Source organism: Duganella paludis (genome assembly GCF_054461335.1).
Genome location: NZ_CM136922.1, coordinates 5,155,019 through 5,174,853 on the forward strand (window position 1 = coordinate 5,155,019; position 19,835 = coordinate 5,174,853).

Consider the following 19,835-nt stretch of genomic DNA (forward strand, 5'->3'; position numbering starts at 1 on the left):
CAAAGGGGATCGCATGAGACGCACGGTCATCGCTTTGGGTTCCCTTGGATTGTTCATTTCTCTCGGGAGCGCAGCGCAAGCACGTCCGGATACGAAGGAATTGGCCGACCTGTCGCTCGAACAATTGAGCGACGTTGTGGTGACGTCCGTCTCCCGCCAGGAGGAACGCCTCAGCGATGCGGCCGCTTCGGCGTTTGTGATCACCGGCACCGATATCCGCCGCAGCGGCGTGCGGTCGATTCCCGAGGCGCTGCGCCTGGCACCCAATCTGCAGGTGGCGAAAGTTGATTCCCGCAATTATGCGATCACCGCGCGCGGCTTCAACAGCCCGTTCGAAAACAAGCTGCTGGTGCTGATCGACGGCCGCAGCATCTACAGCCCGCTGTTCTCCGGCGTGTACTGGGACGCGCAGGACGTGGCGATGGAGGACATCGAACGCATCGAGGTCATCAGCGGCCCCGGCGCCACCATCTGGGGCGCCAACGCGGTCAACGGCGTGATCAACGTCATCACCAAGAACGCGCGCGACACCCAGGGCGGCCTGGCCTCCGTGGCGGCCGGCGAAGAGGCGCGCGATGGCGTGCTGCGCTACGGCGGCACTTTCGGCGAGAACGGCCATTACCGGGTGTATGGCAAACACAGCCAGGCGGACGAAACCGTCAACGAGGGTGGCGGCCACACCTTCACTGAGTGGCGCCGCAACCTGGCCGGCTTCCGCGTCGACTGGTCGCGCGCCGGCCTGGCCCTTAGCGCTTCCGGCGACGCCTACCAAGGCGTGCTGGCGCAGGCGGGCACGCCCGACATCCTGATCTCCGGCGCCAACGTGCTCAGCCGCATGGAACGCAGCCTGGACGACGGCGGCAGCCTGCGGCTCGACGTGGTGCTCGATCACACCGAGCGCAAGCAGCCGCTGGCGTTCGACCAGACCCTCGATATCCTGGACATCCAGCTCCAGCACGGCCTGCGGCTCGGCGCGCGACACCAGCTGATCTGGGGCGCCGGCTACCGCTACGCCTGGGATCGGGTGGTCAACGGGCCGGCGTTCGGCTTCTTCCCGGCGCAAGTCAATCTGCACTGGGGCAATGTGTTCATGCAGGACGAGATCGCGCTGGCGCCGGGCCTGAAACTGACGGCCGGCCTGAAGTTCGAGCACGACAGCTACGTCGGCGGCGAATACCTGCCCAGCCTGCGCCTGGCGTGGGAGGCCGGCCCGGCCGCGCTGGTGTGGGGCAGCCTGACCCGCAGCGTGCGCACGCCGTCGCGCATCGACCGCGACCTGTATTCGCCGACGCAGCCACGCATCGTCAACGGCAAGCCGTTCTATCTGCTGGGCGGCGGCCCGGATTTCGTGTCCGAGGTGGCGCGCACGGCCGAACTCGGCTATCGCTTCCAGGCCACGCCGGCCTGGTCGTATTCCGCCACCGTCTATTTCACCGACTTCGACCGCTTGCGCACGCTGGAACCGCAGCCGATCGGTGCGCCGGCCGCCGCCGTGTTCCGCAATTTCGGCCGGGGCACCCTGCGCGGGATCGAGATGTGGGCCACCTGGCAACCGATCTCGTATTGGCGCATGAACGGCGGCCTGGTGCTGCAGCACCTGCTCACCGGGGTGGCGCCAGGCGGCGTCAATGCGGCGGGCGATAGCGGGCTGGAGACCAACGACCCGGCGCAGCACTGGTTGTTGCGCTCGTCGCTGGACGTGAGCGAGCACGTCATGCTGGACCTGCACCTGCGCCATACAGGCGCCTTGCCGCGTCCCTACGTGCCGTCCTACACCGAACTGGAGGCGCAGCTGCTGTGGCGTCCGCGCGCCGACATCGAGGTGGCCCTGATCGGCCAGAACCTGCTGCACCGCCGCCATGTGGAGTTCGGCGGCGGGACGTCGCGCAGCGCGCTGGAGCGTGGCGTGCAGCTCAAACTGAGTAAACGGTTCTGACCGCCATGACGCCTACCGGGACGACTCCGCGCCGCGCCGCGCGCCACCGCATGGCCGCGCTGGCGCGCGCGCTGCTGCTGGCCTGCGGCCTGGCCGCCGTGGCGGCGCCGCTCACGCACGCGCTCGCTGCGTCCGAGGTGGCCAGCGTCGAGCGCAACGTGAAGGCCGCGTTCCTCTACAAGTTCCTCAGCTATGTCGAGTATCCGGCCGGCCTGCTGGCGGCGGACGCGCCGTACGTGATCGGCGTGACCAACGCCGACGATATCGCGGCCGAGCTGGCGCGGCTCACCGAGGGCCGCAACGTCAACAACCATCCGGTGCAGGTGCGCGTGCTGCGCAGCGGCGACAGCGTGGCCGGCCTGCACCTGTTGTTCATCGGCGCCACCGAGAGTGGGCAGGCGACGTCGTGGCTGCGCGCGGCGCAGAAGGCGAACGTGCTGAGCGTGACGGAAACGCCGGACGCCCTGCAACTGGGCAGCGTGATCAACTTCCGCCTGGTCGACAACCGCGTGCGTTTCGAAGTGTCGGTCGAGGCGGCCGAGAAGAGCAACGTCAAGCTCAGCTCGCGCCTGCTGTCGGTGGCCTACGCAGTGCAGAAAGGCGGCTCGTGATGCCGGTGATCCGCGTCCTCACCGTGCGTGCGCGCCTGATCGTCATGGCGCTGGCGACCACTTTCGCCGCGCTGCTGCTGTGCGCCGGCGCGATGCTGGCGTACGAGCTGACGACCTTCCGCCAGGCCTGGATCGACGACATGCAGACCCAGGCCGAAATCGTGGCCCAGGCCACTGCGCCGGCCCTCAATTTCAACGACGCCACCGTCGCGCGCCAGAATCTGGCCTTGCTGAAAGTGCGGCCGCAGATTCTGGCCGGCGCCATCTACGGCGCCGACGGTCGCCTGTTCGCCTCGTACGCCCGCTCGGAGCAGGAGAAGGTGGTGTTCCTCGACCGTCCAGGCGAGCCGGGCCACCTGATCGACGGCGACCGCCTGATGCTGTACCACGTCATCGCCGACCAGGGCGAGAAGCTGGGCACGGTGTATCTGGAGGCGCGCTATCCGGGGCGCGAGCGGCTGCTGTCCTACCTCTCGATCCTGGGCGCGGTGATGGTGTGCAGCCTGTTGCTGGCGGCGGTCGTGGCCAGCCGCTTGCAGCGCGACATCACGCAGCCGCTGGAGGCGGTCACCGCCGTGGCGCGCGAGGTGATGCGGCGGCGCGACTTCAGCCTGCGCGTGGCCCAGCACAGCAGCGGCGAAATCGGCACCCTGGTCGACGCCTTCAACGCCATGCTGAGCGAGGTGGACCGGCGTGCGGCCGACCTGCAGGAGGCCAACCAGATCCTGGAGCGCGAGATGACGGTGCGCCAGCACGCCGAGCAGGCGCTGCTGCTGGCGGACCGGCGCAAGGACGAATTCCTGGCGACGCTGGCGCATGAACTGCGCAACCCGCTGGCGCCGATCCGCACCTGCCTGGACATCATGCGCCTCAATCCCGGCGACCTGAACGGCATGGCGCGCTCGCGGACCATCATGGAGCGCCAGCTGCGGCAGATGATACGGCTGGTGGACGACCTGCTCGACGTCTCGCGCATCAACACCGGCAAGCTGGCGATCCGGCGCGAGCAGACGCAGCTGCAAGCGGTGGTGGAGGACGCGCTGCAAGCCGTGCGCCAGCTGGTAGAGCTGCACAACCATCAACTGACGGTGACGATGCCCGAGCGGCCCATCATGCTGGAAGGCGATCCCACGCGGCTGACGCAGATCCTGTCCAACCTGCTCAACAACGCCGCCAAGTACACGCCGCGCGGCGGCACGATCCGGCTGGCGGTCGAGTTGGAAGCAAGCCAGGTGGTGATCCGGGTCAGCGACAGCGGCATCGGCATCGCGCCGGAGATGATCGACGCCATCTTCCAGATGTTCGTGCAGGTCGACGCCTCGCTCGAACGCAGCACGGCCGGGCTGGGCGTGGGCCTGTCGCTGGCGCGGCGCCTGGCGGAATTGCACGGCGGCAGCCTGGCGGCACGCAGCGCCGGCCTGGGCGGCGGCAGCGAGTTCATCCTCAAGCTGCCGTTTTCGCGGCAACTGCGCCAGGCGCTGGAAGCGGCCGCGTCGCCGATGGGCGGATCGGGACGCCGCATCCTGCTGGCGGACGACAATATCGACTTCGTCGACAGCATGGGCCAGCTGCTGGCGTCCATGGGGCATACCGTGGTGGTCGGGCACGACGGCATCGAGGCGCTGGCGGCGGTGGCCGACTTCGTGCCGGAGTACGCCTTCCTCGACATCGGCATGCCGGGCATGAACGGCTACGACGTGGCGCGCGCGTTGCGCGCGATGCCGGCATTGCAGCACACCACGCTGATCGCCATCACTGGCTGGGGCCAGCAAAAGGACCGCGAGACAGCCGCCGAGGCCGGCTTTGACGTGCACCTGGTCAAGCCGGTGACAATCGAGCAAATCGTGGCCCAGCTGGAGCCCAAGCTGAAGACTTAGTGATCCCTCCGCTAGCGGATAAAGCGCGAGTTGAGCAGGATGGTTTTGGCCTCGGGCACGAAGTAGGTGTCGGGATAATCCGTGTAGCCGGTCCACATGATCGAGCGCGCGGCGTAGCTGTCGCATGAGGGCAGGCCGCTGTCGCAGCCGGCCGGGTGCGGCACGCCCAGCGTGTGGGCGATCTCATGGGCGCCGCCGCCGGACCAGCGCGCCTGGGGGAAACAGTAGGTCACGCCTTCGTCGGCGACCACGCATGGCGCGCCGCCCATGCCTTCCAGGTCCTGGCGCGGGAACATCGCCAGGCCGAGCGCGCCGGCGCCCAGCCGGCCCGGCGTATCCACCTTGTGCAGCACGTCGGCGTAGACGATCCAGTCGGCGTCGGTGCGCGAGTAGTCGACGCCGCAATAATCGCGCAGGTCTTTGCTCACGGTGTTCCAGGTGTTGGTGTCGAAGTAGGCGGCGGAGGTGCCGGGCAGCTGGCAGATCTTCGGTTCCACCGATTGCACCGTGAAGGTGGGGCCGCCCAGCTGGCTCTTGAACCATTGCTGCAAATGTGCCGCCGACGCCTGCAGCGCGCGCGACCAGCCGGCGTTGTAGGTCCGGTCGGTCGGATAGGCGTAGATGTATTGCAGGCGATTTGGATTGGCAAGCGGTACGTCGACCACCACAGCGGCCGAGGCCGAAACGCCGCCGGCGGCGTGCACCACGCACTGGTATTGCAAGCCGTTGCGCAAGTCTTCCAACACGATAGGGCTGGCGGCCGCGTAGCCATAATGTGTTTCGCCGTTGCCGACGCAACTGGCGAGATAGGCGGCGGGTGCGGCGCCATTCACGCGCGGCGGCGCGGTGAAGGCCAGGAAGGCGCGGCCGGCGCTGGCGGTGGCCAGGCCGGTTGCGGTGAGGGCGGTGGGCGCCGCCCAGCCGGCGGCGTCGGCCTTGGGTGTCACGCTCACCGCCGCCGACATCGGGCCGGCGCCGCTGCCGTTGCTGGCGCGCACGGCGCAGGTTTGCGCCACGTCGTTCGGCAGGCCGCTGACGATGACCGGGCTGGTGGGCGACGTGGCGGTGGTCACCACGCCGTCGCCGATACAGACGGCGCTGTAGCTGAGTGCGCCGCCGGCGCCGCTGGACGGTCCGGAGAAGGGCAGGATCGCCAGCCCATCGCCGCCGCTGGCGCCCGCGAGTTCGGGGGCGCCGGGCGCCCCGGCCGGCGGTGCGGCGGCCAGCAGCGTTTGCACCAGGGTTTCCAGCACCGGCGCCTGGGTGGCCGCGTCGGCGCTGGTGGCGACCTGTTGCAGCACCTGACGCACGGCGTCGTTCGGCGCCATGCCGCTGTAGACGACGATGCGCGCCGGCGTGTCCAATGCCGTGGTGAAGGACGATGCCAGGTCGGTCTTGACGTCGATGATGGTGATGTCGCTGGACTGCGCCCCGGCCATGATGGACAGCGCGGCGCTGCCCCGCGTCACGAGGCCGGCGTTCAGCTGCTGCACCCAGTATTCCTTGCCCAAGGTGTCGGGCGCGCGGTTAAACAGGTTTTTGTAGATGGCGGTGACGAAGGCATCGTTGTCGCCAGGGTAGAGGTCCTGCGATTCCTGGCTGGTGGCGAAGCCGTCGATGGTCTGGCGGATCACCGGGTCGGCGCCGTAAGCCTGGCTGAAGGCCGTCAGGGTAACGGGCACGCCGCTGGCGGCGAAGGTTTGCGCGTAGTAGCGCAAGCCGGCCGGATCGGCGGGGCGGCCGAAATAGCCGACGTAGAGCATCTGCACCAGCCGGTGGTAATCCTTGGCGACCGGCAGCAAGACCGGGCCGGCGGTCAGGCCCATCCGTTTGGCGGCGGGCGCCGGTGCCGGGCGATCGCCACTGCCGCCGCAGGCGCTGAGCAGAACAAGCGGGAGCAGGATGCCAGCCAGGATGCGCTTCGATGCCATAGGAACCTCATTGCCGGTCTGAATGATGCAAGAATAACATCCTTCTTAACCGCCACACCTCGCGGTATGATGTGAATTCAACTTTTTTTAGAGGGCATGATGGCAAACGATTGGGATTGGAATCCGGAGAAGCAAAAGAGCATCGTGGTGCAGCAGGTCGATGCGATTGCGGTGTACACCAACGTGCGCGGCGAAATCGTGATTCGCCAGCAGGGCCAGCAGGGCGAGGACGACGCCATCGTCGCCTTCCCGCGCAGTTACGCGGCGACCATCATCGCGGCGCTGAACACCGAGGCCGGCAAGTCGTAGGCGCAAAAAAACCGGGTCCTGGGGAGTGTCAGGACCCGGGGAAAGAGCCAAGTTACGGAGATTCGTAACGCATTGATCATGACAGAACGATCATGATAACAGATAGTTAATCGAAGTAAATTGTGGTATTTGCTGTTGTAACTTTTGGTTATTTCAAGGCGCTTGCGCTTTACCATAATTAACCTTTCTTTACTCGTGATGGCGCTCCCACTTCTGGTATGTTGCGCCTTTGCTTGCGGCCGCTCTAGAATCAAGCCACCATCTTCGACCAGGATTTCCGATGTACACCGGCAGCGATCATGCGATGTCACCCCGGGACCGGGAATACACTTTTGCCTGCTTCCGTTTCATCCCCTCCCAACACCTGTTGTTGCATCACGATGCGCCGCTGCGGCTGGGCGGGCGGGCGCTCGACATCCTGACCGTCCTGGTCGAGCGCGCCGGCGAACTGGTGACCAAGAAGGAGTTGATCGCCGCCGCCTGGCCCAACAGCGTGGTTGAGGACAGCAACGTCAAGGTCCACGTCGCCGCGCTGCGGCGCGCGCTGGAATCGGGCATGGAGGGGAATGCCCATATCGCCACCGTCAGCGGGCGCGGCTATCGCTTCGTGGCGCCCGTCGTTTGCCGCCAGGGCGATGGCGCGCGCGCGACCACGCCGGGCGCCGCCTTGCCGCTGCCTCAGCTTCAGCTGCCGGCGCCGGTCACGCGCATGCTGGGCCGGGCGCCGGCCGTCACCGCGCTGTTGCAGATGCTGGGGCAGCATCGGCTGGTCAGCATCGTCGGTCCGGGCGGCATCGGCAAGACCACGCTGGTGGTGGCGCTGGCCGAGGCGTTGCATCAGCAAACCGGCTCGGAGATCTGCTTTGTCGATCTCAGTCCGGTGTCCGACGCGCGCTTTGTCGCCAGTGCGCTGGCCTCGACGCTGGGTCTGGCCGTCAACACCGACGACGGCGGGCAGGCGCTGATCGCCGGCCTGCGCGGACGCCGCCTGTTGCTGGTGCTCGACAGTTGCGAACACGTGGTGGAAACGGCGGCGGTGCTGGCGGCGCGCATCGTCAGCGGCGCGCCGGGTGTGACGGTGCTGGCCACCAGCCGCGAGCCGCTGCGCGCGACCGGCGAGATGGTGCATCGCTTGGCGCCGCTCGACTATCCACCGAAGGCCGACGCGGCGATCACGGCGCGCCAGGCGCTGGCGTTTCCGGCGGTGCAGCTATTCGCCGAGCGCGCGGCGGAATGCCTGGAGGGCTACCAGTTGTCGGACGCCGACGCCCCGGCCGTGGCGGAGATTTGCCGCCGGCTGGAAGGCATCGCGCTGGCCATCGAGCTGGCGGCCATGCGCATCGACGCGTTCGGCGCGCGCGAACTGGCGGCGCGCCTCGACGATCGCTTCCGGCTGCTCAAGCGCGGACGCCGCAGCGCCCAGCCGCGCCACTCGACGTTGGCCGCCGCGCTCGATTGGAGTTATGAATTCCTGCCGCCGGACGAAGCCGCGCTGCTGCGCCAGCTGTCGCTGTTTGCCGGCGCCTTTACGCTCGACGCCGCCATCGGCCTGTGCGCCGTCGCGCCCGCCGATGCGGGGATGCTGGTGGACGCGCTGGCCAACCTGGTCGCCAAGTCCATGCTGTCGGCCGATGTCGGCGGCGCCGTGGTGACCTACCGCCTGCTCGACACCACCAAAGCCTATGCGCTGGACAAGCTGGACCAGTGCGGCGAGATGGACGCCATGCGGCGGCGCCATGCGGAGTTTCACCGGCAGGCGCTGACGGCGGCGAAGTCGGCAGACGAACAACTGTCCGCCGCCGACTGGCTGGCCGCGCATGGCCGCAGCCTGGACGACGTGCGCAACGCATTGGCCTGGGCCTACGCGCCGGCCGGCGATGTCGACATCGGCGTGGCGCTGACGGTGGCGGCGATTCCGCTGTGGATGCAACTGTCGCTGCTGGAGGAGTGCCGCCTGGGCGTCGAGCGCGCCCTGGCCGGCGCGCCTGCGGCCGGCGACGAGATGCAACTGCGCGCGGCCTTGGGCGCGGCCATTCTGTATGCGCGCGGACCGGTGGCGGAAACCATGCAGGCGTGGACGCGCGTGCTGGCGCTGGCCGAGCAGCTCGACGACCAGGACTACCGATTGCGCGCCATGTGGGGCATGGCGGTCTACAGCAGCTACACGGGCGACGACGATGCCGTGCTGGCGCTGGGCGGCAAAGTGCGGCGCATCGCCGCCAGCGGCAGCGCCGGGCACTTTGCGGCGTTCAGCCTGGACCGGCTGATCGCCACGGCCATGCATTACGGCGGCGACCAGAAGACCGCGCGCTGCCGGCTGGAGCAGTTGCTGGCGCAGTTGGTTCAGCCTGTGCAGCGCCCGGCGATGGCGAGTTTCCATCTGGACCAGCGCAGTGCGCTGCTCGGCACCTTGGCCAATGTGCTGTGGCTGCAAGGCTACCCGGACCAGGCCGTGCGCACCATCAACGCCGCGCTGGCGGAGGTGCGCGCGGCCGATCACGCGCCGTCGCTGCTGCATGTGTTGGCCCACGCCGCCTTTCCGGTGATGCTGCACGTTGGCGACTATGCGGCCGCCGAGCGCTTGCTGGATGAGTTGTCGGGCCATCTCGACAAGCTGGCCTTGCCGCTGTGGGATTCGCTGCTGCGTTGTCTGCGCGCCGTGCTGCAGGTGCGGTGCGGCGACGCCGCCGGCGTGCCGCTGCTGTGCGCAGCGCTAGACGAACGGCGCGCCAGCCAGTTTCATCTGCGCGTGAACAGCTATCAGGGAACGCTGGCGGCGGCTTTGGGGAAACAGGGCCGCCGCAGCGAGGGATTGCTGGTGGTCGACCAGGCGCTGGCGTCGTGCGAGCGCGGTCTTGAGCGCTGGTATCACGCCGAGCTGTTGCGCATCAAGGGCGAGCTGCTGGAGTCTGAGCAACCTGCCGCCGCCGCACAGCTCTACCGTCAGGCGCTGGAGCTGGCGGGCCGGCAGGATGCGCTGTCGTGGCAGTTGCGCGCGGCGATGAGCCTGATGCAGTCGGCGCCGCCCGGCGCGGAGGGGGCGGCGGCGCGCCAACTGCTGGCGTCGGTGTACCAGCGCTTTGGTGAAGGTCACGGCAGTGCCGACCTGCGCCAGGCCAAGGCCCTGCTGGAGGGCGGCGCCGCGTCTGCGGCCGCGTCCTGAGCCAGGCCATGCGGCCTCATGCCAGCGCTGGATAGTCGGTGTAGCCTGCCGCGCCGCCGCCGTAGAAAGTGGCGTGGTCGGCTTGCGCCAGCGGCGCGTTGCGGCGCATGCGTTCCACCAGGTCCGGGTTGGCGATGAAGGGACGGCCGAACGCGATCATGTCGGCATGGCCCGAGGCCACGGCTTCCATGGCCATGTCGCGGTCATAGCTGTTGTTGGCGATGTAGCGGCCGCCGAACTTGGCGTGCAGGCGCATGAAGTCGAAATCGCCGGCGCCGTTGTCGCCGCGCGTCTGGCCTTCCACGCAGTGCAGATAGGCCAGGCCCATCTTGCCCAGTTGTTCCGCCAGGTAGAAGTAGGTGGCTTGCGGATCGCTGTCGAGTGGTGTGTCGCCGACCGCGCGGGTGATCGGCGACAGGCGCACGCCAACCCGGTCCGGGCCCCAGATTTCGGCCACGGCACACACCACCTCCACCGGGAAGCGGGTGCGGTTGTGTACCGAGCCGCCGTAGCTATCGGTGCGCTGGTTGGTGCTGTCGCGGATGAACTGGTCCAGCAGGTAGCAGTTGGCGGCGTGGATTTCCACGCCGTCGAAGCCGGCTTCCAGCGCGCAGCGGGCGGCGTGGCGGTAGTCGGCCAGGATGCGCGGGATCTCATCGGTTTCCAGGGCGCGCGGCATCGATGGACGCTCGACGGTCTGGCTTTCCAGGAACACTTGCTCATCGGCCTGGATGGCCGACGGCGCCACCGGTGCGGCGCCGTTTTCCTGCAACGACACGTGTGACATGCGGCCGACGTGCCACAGCTGGCAGACGATCTTGCCGCCGGCCTCGTGCACCGCGTCGGTGATCTGGCGCCAGGCCGCGACTTGCGCCGGCGTGTAGATGCCTGGCGTGAAGGCGTAGCCGCGGCCTTCGCGCGAGATATTGGTGGCTTCGCTGATGATCAGGCCGGCCGAGGCGCGCTGGCGGTAGTACTCGATGGCAAGTGGCGAGTGCACGCCTTCCATGTTGGCGCGCGAGCGGGTCAGCGGCGCCATGACGATGCCATTGGCGGCTTGGATGGCGCCTACGTTGAGCGGGGAAAACAGGTTCGGTAGGATGTTGGTGGACATGGCTTGATTCCAGGAGAGTGATTGATGAACAAGGTTAGCACCGCCCCTTTTGAATCAATAGTTAATCCTGGTTAATTGAGGTTAGCCGGCCTGCCATGCCGCCGCCGCGCTGGCCAACAGTGTTTAACCTGAAACGATATCGCATTTACACTAGGCCTGACCCTACAGGCTAGAGGATGCGACGACATGAACGACCTTTGCGATATCAGTCTTTCCCGACGTAGTTTGCTGATCGCGGGCGCGCTGTCCGCCACGGCGACCACGGTTCCCTTGACGGCCGATGCGCAGCCCACGCCGGCGCCCGCGCCATCGCCGCCGTCGAGCGCCAAATTCACGTTCCAGGTCAACGGCAAGCCGCACACGCTGGAGGTCGACACCCGCACCACCTTGCTCGACGCCCTGCGCGAACATCTCCACCTCAACGGCACCAAGAAAGGCTGCGATCACGGCCAGTGCGGCGCCTGCACGGTGCTGGTGAATGGCCGTCGCATCAATTCCTGCCTGTCGCTGGCGGTGATGCACGAGGGCGACAAAATCACCACCATCGAAGGCCTGGGCACGCCGGAGCAGCTCCATCCCATGCAAGCCGCCTTCATCAAGCACGACGGTTACCAATGTGGCTACTGTACGCCGGGGCAGATCTGTTCGGCCGTGGCGGTGCTCGATGAAATCAAGCAAGGCATTCCGAGCCATGTCAGCGCCGACCTCAACGCCAAGCCATTGCTCAACGCCGCCGAAATGAGCGAGCGCATGAGCGGCAACATCTGTCGCTGTGGCGCGTATTCCAACATCATCGATGCGATCACCGAAGTGGCGGGGCGCGTATGAGGGCCTTCACTTATCAGCGCGCCCAGTCGCCCGCCGAAGCCGCCGCTGCGGCCATGCGTACTCCCGGCGCCCGTTTCATCGCCGGCGGCACTAACTTGCTCGACCTGATGAAGCTGGAGATCGAAACGCCCCAGCACCTGATCGACGTCAACGGCCTGGCGCTCGACAAGATCGAAGTACTGCCCGGCGGCGGCCTGCGCATCGGCGCGCTGGTGCGCAACACCGATCTGGCTGCGGATACCCGCGTGCGGCGCGATTACGCGGTGCTGTCGCGCGCCCTGCTGGCCGGCGCCTCCGCACAACTGCGCAACAAGGCGACCACTGCCGGCAACCTGCTGCAACGTACGCGCTGCCCGTACTTCTACGACACCAACCAGCCCTGCAACAAGCGTCAACCGGGCAGCGGCTGTTCGGCCATCGGCGGCCATAGCCGCAACCACGCCATCCTGGGCGCCAGCGATGCCTGCATCGCTACGCATCCGAGCGACATGGCGGTGGCCATGGCCTTGCTCGACGCCACCGTGGAAACCGTCAAGCCCGACGGCGCTACGCGTACCATCCCGATTGCCGATTTCCATCGCCTGCCGGGCAACACGCCGCACATCGAACACGCGTTGGTGCAAGGTGAGCTGATCACCGGCGTTACCTTGCCCAAGCCGGTTGGCGGCGTGCACGTGTACCGCAAGGTGCGCGACCGCGCCTCGTATGCCTTCGCGCTGATTTCCGTCGCGGCCATCGTGATGCCGGACGGCAGCGGACGGGTCGCGCTGGGCGGCGTGGCGCACAAGCCGTGGCGCATTCCGGCCGCCGACGCCAGCATGGTGCGTGGTGCGCAAGCCGTGGCCGAGCCCTTGCTGGCCGGCGCGCGCACCAGCGCGGAAAATGCTTTCAAGGTGCCGCTAGTGCAGCGCACGCTTGCCGCCGTACTGGCCGATGCGAAGAAAGGCTGATCCAGATGAAATTCACCACGCCAGCGACCACCAATCCCATTGACCAGCTGAAGGTCATCGGCCACGCCACCGACCGCATCGACGGTCCGTTGAAGACCACCGGCACCGCACCGTACGCCTACGAGCGCGAGGCGGCTTACGGTTACGTGGTCGGCGCCGCCATCTCCAAGGGCCGTATCCAGTCCATCGACATCGAACAGGCACGGCGCTCGCCCGGCGTGCTGGCGGTGGTGACTGCCGATAATGCCGGCAAGCTGACCAAGGGCAACTTCAATACCGCCAATCTATTGGCCGGGCCGGAAGTCCAGCACTATCACCAGGCGGTTGCGCTGGTGGTGGCGCAGACCTTCGAGCAGGCGCGCTCCGCCGCGCAACTGGTGCGCGTGCAGTACACGGCCGAGAAGGGCGCTTACGACCTGGCCAAGGCCAAGGACTCGGCCAAGCCGCACAAGGATAAGGAAAACGCAGACAAGAAGGTCGGCGATTTCAACGGTGCGTACACGTCCGCACCGGTGCGGCTGGACGCTAACTACAGCACGCCCGACCAGTCGCACGCGATGATGGAGCCGCATGCCTCGGTGGCCGAATGGAAGGGTGATAAGTTGACCCTGTGGACCGCCAACCAGATGATCAACTGGGGCAAGGGCGACATGGCCAAGACGCTGGGCATCCCGGAGGCGAATGTGCGCCTGGTCTCGCCCTACATTGGCGGTGGCTTCGGCGGCAAGTTGTTCCTACGCGCCGAGTCGGTGCTGGCGGCGCTGGGCGCCAAGGCGGTGGGCCGGCCGGTCAAGGTGGCTTTGCAGCGCCCGCTGATGATCAACAACACCACGCACCGTCCCGCGACCTTGCAGCGCATCCGCATCGGCGCCAGCCGCGAGGGCAAGATCAGCGCGATCGCGCATGAGAGCTGGTCGGGCGACCTGCCGGACGGCAAGCCGGAAACCGCCGTCCAGCAAACCCAGCTGCTGTATGCCGGAGCGAATCGCTTGACCAAGATGCGACTGGCCGTGCTCGATCTGCCCGAAGGCAACGCCATGCGTGCCCCGGGCGAGGCCCCGGGCCTGATGGCGCTGGAAATCGCCATGGATGAAATGGCCGAGAAGCTGAAGATGGACCCGATCACCTTCCGTATCATCAACGACACCACGGTCGACCCTGCCAAGCGCGACCGCAAGTTCTCACAGCGGCGCTTTGTCGATTGCCTGCGCACCGGCGCCCAGCGTTTCGGCTGGGACAAGCGCAATCCGCAGCCCGGCAAGACGCGCGACGGCCGCTGGCTGATTGGCATCGGCATGGCGTCGGCCTTCCGCAACAACCTGGTGCAGAAGTCGGCGGCGCGGGTGCGGCTGGACAAGCAGGGCATCGTGACGGTGGAAACCGATATGACCGACATCGGCACCGGCACCTACACCATCATTGCGCAGACCGCTGCCGAGATGATGGGCGTGCCGCTCAAGCAGGTGGTGGTCAAGCTCGGCGATTCGGACTTTCCCGTGTCCGCCGGTTCGGGCGGGCAGTGGGGCGCCAACAGCTCGACGGCCGGCGTGTACGCCGCCTGCGTCAAGCTGCGTGAATTGGCGGCGCAAAAGCTGGGACTCGATCAGCGCGTGGCCGAATTCGCCAACAACGCGGTCAGTGCCGACGGCCGCAGCTTCCCGCTGTCGCAAGCGGCCGCCGGCGGCGAACTGGTGGGCGAAGACATGATGGAGTACGGCGACCTCGACAAGAAGTTCCAGCAATCGACCTTCGGTGCGCATTTCGTGGAAGTGGGGGTGGACGCGGCCACCGGCGAGACCCGCGTGCGGCGCATGCTGGCCGTGTGCGCGGCCGGGCGCATTCTCAATCCCAAGTCGGCGCGCAGCCAGGTGATCGGTGCGATGACCATGGGCGTGGGCGCGGCGCTGATGGAAGACCTGGTGATCGACCAGCGTGGCGGTTTCTTCGTCAACCATGACCTGGCCAGCTACGAGGTGCCGGTGCATGCCGACATTCCGCATCAGGAGGTGATTTTCCTTGATGAGACCGATCCGATTTCATCGCCGATGAAAGCCAAGGGCGTCGGCGAGCTCGGCATTTGCGGTGTGGGAGCGGCGATTGCGAACGCGGTGTACAACGCCACTGGCGTCCGGGTGCGGGACTATCCGATCACGCTCGACAAGCTGATCGCGAAAATGCCGGATTTCTGAGTTGGTGCTATCCTAGGCTGACGTTCTCAAACAGGAGGATATTATGCCCGCCTCTCACGAAACCTACACCCGCTCGCAGGGTTTGAAAAAAACCTACGATGTCGAGTACACGGCGCTGCGCTACAAGATTTCCCTTGGCGACAAGGTGCTCAAGGATATCCAGCTCGGCCTGCAGTCGGCGCCGGTCTACGATCCGGAAATCGCCTGGCGCCACGCGGTGGCCGATATCGAAAATCTACGCGGCATGACCGAGCAATAGCGTTTTTCGCTCTCAGGCCTTGCCGGCTTGGGCCGCGAACCACGGCGTCATGCGGCCGATCGCTTCGGCGATTTCGGCCGTCGAGACCGCAAAGCTGAAACGGATGAAGTGCTTGCCGTCCACCGGATCGAAATCGATGCCTGGGGCACTGGCTATGCCTGTGTCTTCCAGCAGGCGCTTGCAGAAGGCCAGGCTGTCGTCGGTCAGGTGGGCGATGCTGGCGTAGATGTAGAACGCGCCGTCCGGCGGCGCCACCGTGGTCAGGCCCAGCGCGGGCAGGGCGGCCAGCAGCAGACGGCGGTTTTCGCGGTAGACGTCGATGTGGGCGTCGAGTTCATCGAGCGCGTCGAAAGCGGCCAGGCCGGCGTGTTGGCTCAGCGATGGCGCGGTCAGGAACAGGTTGCCGCAATACGCTTGCGCGCGCTCGACGTGATCCAATGGCGCCAGCAGCCAGCCCAGACGCCATCCGGCCATGCTGAAATACTTGGAGAAACTGCTGACCACCTGCGCCTGCGGTGCGTAGGCGAGGATGGTCTGCGCCGGTTCTACATAGCTGAGGCCGTGATAAATCTCGTCGGAAATGATGCGGATGCCGCGCGCACGGCACACTTCGGCGATGGCGTGCAGTTCCTCGGCCTTGATCAGCGTCCCGGTCGGATTGGCCGGGCTGGCGATGATCACGCCATGCGGCGCCGGTTCCACGGCCGCCAATGCGGCGGCGGTGAGCTGGAAGCCGACTTCCGCGCCGCAGGCGATTTCCACCGGCGTCATGTGCAACGCCTTGAGCGTGTTGCGGTAGGCGACGTAGCCGGGCCGCGCCATGGCGATGCGGTCGCCGGGCGAGAACATGGAGCTGAGCGCCAGCACCAGCGCCGGCGAGGCGCCGCAGGTCAGGATGAATTGGTCCGCCGCTACCTGCACACCGTAGCGTTCCTGGTAAAACCGCGCCAGCCGTTCCTTCAGCGGTGCGCTTTCCCAATAGCCCATGCTTTCCGCGTCAAGGACTTCGTGCGCCCTGGCGATGGCGGCTTTGGGGGCACCGGTCGAAGGCTGGCCGAACTCCATGTGGATGATGGAACGGCCCTGCGCCTTGAGGGCGTGGGCGAGCTTGCTGATGGCAATGGCGTGGAAGGGTTCGAGTTGGGCGTTCATGCATCGATTATACTGTTGCCTGTAACATAAAAAAAGCAAAGGTTGGCCGGTATGACGATACGATGGAAGCGGTGGGCGATAGGCGCGGCGAGCGCGCTCGGGGTGTATGCGGTGGCAGGCTTTTGGCTGGTGCCCAGCGTCATCCGGAGCCAGCTACCCAAGTATGCCGAGACCGAACTGGAGCGCAAAGCCGGCATCGGCGAGCTGAGCTTCAATCCGTTCACGCTGCGGCTGGAGGCGCGCGATGTGCGCTTTACCGAGGCCAACGATGCGCCGCTGTTCGCGGTCGGCGCGCTGGCGGTGGAGATGCAATGGCGCTCGCTGTTCCGTCGCGCCTGGAGTTTTGCCGAGATCCGCATCACCGAACCGTCGGTGCAACTGGCGATCGCCAAGGATGGCAAGTTCAATATCGCCGAGTTGCTGGCGACGCTGGACAAGCATAAGAAGGAAGACAGCAACGGCGGCATGCCGCGTCTGGTGATCGAACATTTTGTGCTGGATGGCGGCAAGGTGGCGATGCACGATCAGCGCGCCGGCTATAACGATACGTTCACGCCGATCACCTTTGCCCTGAATAACCTGAGCACGCTGCCGGATGAGAATGGCGATTACACCTTAAGCGCGGACGCCGGGCTCGGTGGCAAGCTGCGCTGGAAGGGCGTGGCGGCGGTGAATCCGATTGCCGGTAGTGGCTTGCTGACGCTGGAGAATGTGGCGTTGCCGGGTGTGGCGACGTATCTGAAGTCGTTCTCGCGGATTGTGGTGGCCGACGGTAAGTTGTCGGCGCAGGTGCCGTACAAGTTTGCTTATCAGGATGGGCGCTTGGATGCCAGCCTGGCTGGCGCTGGGTTGACGCTGAATGATTTGTCGCTGAAGCGGGGCATCGATGCGCCGTTTGTGAAGTTGAAGCAGCTGGCGGTTAGCGATGTGGGCGTGGATTTGTTGAAGCGCTCGGTGCTGGTGGGCGGGTTGCAGTTGAACGGCGGTGCTTTGGCGGTGCGGCGCGATGCGCGCGGTGAGCTGGATGTGGCCGGTTTGATGCTGCCGGCGCCGCCGACGAGCAAGCCGCAGCCTGCGCCGGCCGCTGCCGCTGCGCCGTCTGCGCCGTGGAAGCTGCAGTTCAAGCAGATTGGTTTGGATGCGGTGTCGCTTTCGTATGTGGATGAGACAGTGAGCCCGGTGCTCAAGGTGAGTGCCAGTAATGCCAAGCTCAAGCTGGGCTTGCAGATGGATGGCGACAAGCTCAATCTCGACGCCGCCTCGTTCGCCATGGATGATGTGGCGATGGGTAGCGGTTCCCTTGCGCCGCTCAAATTGGCGCGGATAGGATTTGATGAGGCGTCGCTGGATCTGTCGGCGCGCACGGCCAGCGTGGGGCGTTTGTATGCGGACGGCGGCCAGCTGGATTTGTCGCGGGATGCCAAGGGGCAGTTCCTGTTCATGTCGGCACTGCCCGGCAGCGGCACGGCCGGCCCGGCGGCACGACGGACGACGCCGGCAGTGCCAGCGGCGCCAGAGCGGGCGTCCACGCCTGCATCGGCATCCGGCGCCGGGACTGCGCCTGCGCGCACCGAGGCGGCTTGGGTGGCTGAGGTCAAGTCGGTCGAGCTGAGCAAGTTCGGCGCGCGTTATGACGATGCGGCCACCGGCATCAAGGTCAACCTGCAAGACTTCAACCTGAAAGTGCGCGATGCCAGCACCGATCTGAAAAAGCCGCTGACTTTCGATGGCGGCGTCAGCCTGCGCGAAGGTGGGCAGTTGACCGCCAAGGGCAAGCTCGTGCCGTCCACCGGCGCTGTCGATACCGAACTGAAGCTGAGCAAGCTGGCGCTGGCGCCGGTGCAGCCGCTGCTGGGCAAGTACGTCAAGCTGAAAATCGCCGATGGTGCCATCAATGCGCAAGGTCGTCTGCGCACCGGCGCGGGCGGCAGCAAAGCCGATCCGGCCTTGCGCTACGACGGTTCGTTTGAAGTCGCCCAGCTGTCGCTGAATGAACTCGACAACGACCACTTCGCGCACTGGAAGTCGGTGCGCGCGGACAAGCTTGCTCTCAGCCTCAAGCCCGATCTGCTTGATGTGGCGGAATTGCGCGTGGTCGAGCCGAATGCGATTCTGATGATCGAGAACGACCGCAGCATGAATGCGCAGCGCCTGCTGGTGGAACCGCCGGCCGCTACCCCAGCCGCCCAAGCCGCCGCTGCGCCGGCAGCTCCGGCCGCCGCAGCCAGCGAGCCATTCCCGATCCGCATGCGCCGTGTGCGCGTTGAGAACGGCAAGCTGGACTTCACCGACCTCAGCCTGCGCCCGCAATTCGCCGCCAAGATCTATGAGCTGAACGGCGTGATCACCGGCCTCTCGTCCAAGCGCGACGCGCGCAGCCAGATCGAACTGGACGGCCGCGTGGATGACTTCGGCATGGCCCGCGTGCGTGGCCAGCTAAATCCTTTCGTCCCCGCCGATAACACCGACCTGAACGTGTTGTTTAAGAACGTCGACATGGTGTCGGCTTCGCCGTACAGCATGAAATTCGCCGGCTACAAAATCGCCGAAGGCAAGATCTCGCTCGACCTGCAATACAAAGTGCGCAACAACCAGCTCGAAGGCAACAACCAGATCGTGCTGGACAAGCTCACGCTCGGCGAGCGCATCGACAGCCCGGACGCGCTCAAGTTGCCGCTGGAGTTGGCGCTGGCCATCCTCAAGGACAGCAACGGCCGCATCGACCTCGGCATCCCCGTGTCCGGCAACATGAACGATCCAAGTTTCAGCTACGGCGCCGTAGTGTGGAAGGCGCTGGGCAACATCATGACCAAAATCGTGACCTCGCCGTTCCGCGCGCTGGGCAACCTGTTCGGCGTGAGCGGCGACAAGCTGGAAGCGGTGGAGTTCGATGCCGGCAGCGACGTCGTGCTGCCGCCCGAGCGCGAAAAACTGCAACAGATCGCCAAGATCCTGGCCAAGAAGCCTGAACTGAAACTCGCCGTGCCCGGCGCGTACAACGAAGCCAACGACGGCGCCGCCCTGCGTGCGCAAGCGCTGCGCCGCGTGGTGCTGGCCCGCGCCGAAATCAAGCTGGCGGCCAACGAGCAACCCGGCCCGCTCGATATCGGCCAACGCAAAGTGCGCGGCGCATTGCGCGACCTGTACGCCGAACGCTTCGGCGCGGCCGAGCTGGAGAAACAGAAAAAAGCCGCCGAAGGCACGGCCGTTGCGGATCCCGCCGCCGCCAGCAAGAAGCTCCCTGTCCTGCAACGCCTGGGCAAGATGGTGCAGGGCGAACCGCAAGTGGCGGACGCCACGGCCTTCTACGACCAACTGCGCGAACGCCTGGAACAAAGCCAGCCGCTGGACAAGGACGCCTTGCCGCAGCTGGGCTCCCGCCGTGCCGCAGCCGTGATGGCGGTGCTGAAGGAGGCCGGCGTCGCACCTGGCGCCGCCACGGCTGCATCGCCCGCAACGGCCGACAGCGATGCCGGCAAGCCGGTGGGGCTGAAGCTGGAACTGTCGGCGAAATAG

At 66.4% G+C, this 19,835-nt stretch carries 13 protein-coding genes; 10 read left to right on the forward strand and 3 right to left on the reverse strand.

Annotated elements, in window-relative coordinates; all coding sequences use genetic code 11:
* Positions 1-13 precede the first annotated feature (13 nt).
* Genes ACXZ1M_RS22770 through ACXZ1M_RS22780 form a run of 3 tightly spaced genes read left to right on the forward strand, consistent with a single transcriptional unit; the run spans position 14 to position 4,424 of the window.
* Positions 14-1,936 (forward strand): TonB-dependent receptor plug domain-containing protein, encoded by a 1,923-nt coding sequence (locus ACXZ1M_RS22770; RefSeq protein ID WP_459049887.1) that lies wholly within the window; start codon positions 14-16, stop codon positions 1,934-1,936.
* A 5-nt stretch (positions 1,937-1,941) separates the two neighbouring features.
* Positions 1,942-2,547, forward strand: coding sequence for a YfiR family protein (locus ACXZ1M_RS22775; protein ID WP_459049888.1), 606 nt, complete (start codon positions 1,942-1,944; stop codon positions 2,545-2,547).
* A complete protein-coding gene (locus tag ACXZ1M_RS22780) occupies positions 2,547-4,424 on the forward strand; it encodes a hybrid sensor histidine kinase/response regulator (protein WP_459049889.1) in 1,878 nt (625 codons plus the stop codon). Before ACXZ1M_RS22775 ends, ACXZ1M_RS22780 begins: the two co-directional genes overlap by 1 nt.
* Before the next feature lie 11 nt (positions 4,425-4,435).
* Here the strand turns inward: ACXZ1M_RS22780 and ACXZ1M_RS22785 are convergent, their stop codons facing one another.
* Positions 4,436-6,355, reverse strand: a complete 1,920-nt coding sequence (locus tag ACXZ1M_RS22785) for a DUF4214 domain-containing protein (protein WP_459049890.1) — start codon at positions 6,353-6,355, stop codon at positions 4,436-4,438.
* A gap of 96 nt (positions 6,356-6,451) precedes the next feature.
* On the opposite strand from ACXZ1M_RS22785, the gene ACXZ1M_RS22790 reads away from it, so the two are divergent.
* Entirely contained in the window at positions 6,452-6,664 is a 213-nt protein-coding gene (locus ACXZ1M_RS22790) for a hypothetical protein (RefSeq protein WP_373991327.1), read from the forward strand.
* A gap of 367 nt (positions 6,665-7,031) precedes the next feature.
* Positions 7,032-9,827, forward strand: coding sequence for an ATP-binding protein (locus ACXZ1M_RS22795; RefSeq protein ID WP_459049891.1), 2,796 nt, complete (start codon positions 7,032-7,034; stop codon positions 9,825-9,827).
* Positions 9,828-9,843: 16 nt separating this feature from the next.
* Here the strand turns inward: ACXZ1M_RS22795 and ACXZ1M_RS22800 are convergent, their stop codons facing one another.
* A complete protein-coding gene (locus ACXZ1M_RS22800; RefSeq protein ID WP_459049892.1) occupies positions 9,844-10,941 on the reverse strand; it encodes an alkene reductase in 1,098 nt (365 codons plus the stop codon).
* A gap of 186 nt (positions 10,942-11,127) precedes the next feature.
* On the opposite strand from ACXZ1M_RS22800, the gene paoA reads away from it, so the two are divergent.
* Genes paoA through ACXZ1M_RS22820 form a run of 4 tightly spaced genes read left to right on the forward strand, consistent with a single transcriptional unit; the run spans position 11,128 to position 15,167 of the window.
* Positions 11,128-11,769 (forward strand): aldehyde dehydrogenase iron-sulfur subunit PaoA, encoded by a 642-nt coding sequence (gene paoA / locus ACXZ1M_RS22805; protein WP_459049893.1) that lies wholly within the window; start codon positions 11,128-11,130, stop codon positions 11,767-11,769.
* Positions 11,766-12,719, forward strand: coding sequence for an FAD binding domain-containing protein (locus tag ACXZ1M_RS22810; RefSeq protein ID WP_459049894.1), 954 nt, complete (start codon positions 11,766-11,768; stop codon positions 12,717-12,719). The genes paoA and ACXZ1M_RS22810 overlap by 4 nt, the downstream gene beginning before the upstream one ends.
* Positions 12,720-12,724: 5 nt before the next feature.
* Positions 12,725-14,908, forward strand: coding sequence for an aldehyde oxidoreductase molybdenum-binding subunit PaoC (gene paoC, locus ACXZ1M_RS22815; protein WP_459049895.1), 2,184 nt, complete (start codon positions 12,725-12,727; stop codon positions 14,906-14,908).
* A 43-nt stretch (positions 14,909-14,951) separates the two neighbouring features.
* Entirely contained in the window at positions 14,952-15,167 is a 216-nt protein-coding gene (locus ACXZ1M_RS22820; RefSeq protein ID WP_459049896.1) for a hypothetical protein, read from the forward strand.
* A gap of 12 nt (positions 15,168-15,179) precedes the next feature.
* On the opposite strand, the gene ACXZ1M_RS22825 is transcribed toward ACXZ1M_RS22820, so the two are convergent.
* Positions 15,180-16,319 (reverse strand): aminotransferase class I/II-fold pyridoxal phosphate-dependent enzyme, encoded by a 1,140-nt coding sequence (locus ACXZ1M_RS22825; RefSeq protein ID WP_459049897.1) that lies wholly within the window; start codon positions 16,317-16,319, stop codon positions 15,180-15,182.
* A 51-nt stretch (positions 16,320-16,370) separates the two neighbouring features.
* On the opposite strand from ACXZ1M_RS22825, the gene ACXZ1M_RS22830 reads away from it, so the two are divergent.
* A complete protein-coding gene (locus tag ACXZ1M_RS22830) occupies positions 16,371-19,835 on the forward strand; it encodes a DUF748 domain-containing protein (protein ID WP_459049898.1) in 3,465 nt (1,154 codons plus the stop codon).